The 1,032-nt window shown below is 37.5% G+C and carries 2 protein-coding genes; both read left to right on the top strand.

The window, feature by feature from the left end:
- A partial coding sequence (locus V7659_RS28085) for a VOC family protein (protein ID WP_335543355.1) occupies positions 1–502 on the top strand: 502 nt, incomplete at its 5' end.
- 23 nt (positions 503–525) lie between these two features.
- A partial coding sequence (locus V7659_RS28090; RefSeq protein ID WP_335543356.1) for a flavin reductase family protein occupies positions 526–1,032 on the top strand: 507 nt, incomplete at its 3' end.

Consider the following 1,032-nt stretch of genomic DNA (forward strand, 5'->3'; position numbering starts at 1 on the left):
TGAAGTTGCAATCAAAGGTTTTGGCGGAGCAACTCTTTTATCAACCCAACCTAGTAAAACAGCCGAATTGTTAGAAAAAGTAATGGGATTGGAATTAGTCGGTAAAGAAGGAGATTTTGCTCGCTATCGTTCAATTGGTGATATTGGAAATATTATCGACATCAAATTAACTCCTATAGGACGTGGACAAATGGGTGTTGGAACAGTCCATCACATTGCATGGAGAGCTATTGATGACGAAGATCAATTAGATTGGCAAAAGTATGTTTCAGCGAATGGATATGGTGTTACTCCTGTACAGGATAGAAACTACTTTAATGCCATTTACTTCAGAGAGCATGGAGAAATACTCTTTGAAATTGCTACAGATCCTCCAGGTTTTGCTCATGACGAATCTCTAGCGACTATGGGAGAAAAATTGATGTTGCCATCACAGTATGAGCCTCACAGAACAAAAATTGAACGAGTTTTATTACCGTTTGAAGTAAGAGAACTAGACTGATTTTACGAAAAGGAATGATTTCTTTGCTTTCAATCGATCCATCTTCATTGTCCGAACGAGATAATTATAAATTCCTTATTGGAAGTATCATACCTAGACCGATTGCTTTTGTTACAACTAAATCTAAAGAAGGTGTGCTAAACGGTGCACCCTTTAGTTACTTTAATATCGTATCATCCAATCCCCCGATGATTTCATTATCCATTCAGCGGTCATCGGGGAGAAAAAAGGATACAGCAAGAAACATATTCGAGTCAAAAGAATTTGTTGTTCATATCGTGGATGAACAAAATGTTGAAAAAATTAATAAAACAGCTACAAACCTTCCTCCTGACGAGAGTGAGATTGACTTAGCAAACTTAACTCCAGTTGAAAGTACGAAGATTTCAGTTCCTGGAGTTAAGGAAGCAAAAATCAGAATGGAATGTTCGTTGGAGCACTCTTTGGAACTAGGAGGCTCGGATTCGCCTGGGTGTGATCTGATTATAGGGAAAATCGTTCAATTTCATATACAAAGTGATATTTATGAA

This window comes from Neobacillus drentensis, from assembly GCF_036966985.1.
In the GTDB taxonomy this organism is placed as follows: Bacteria; Bacillota; Bacilli; order Bacillales; family Cytobacillaceae; genus Neobacillus; species Neobacillus drentensis_E.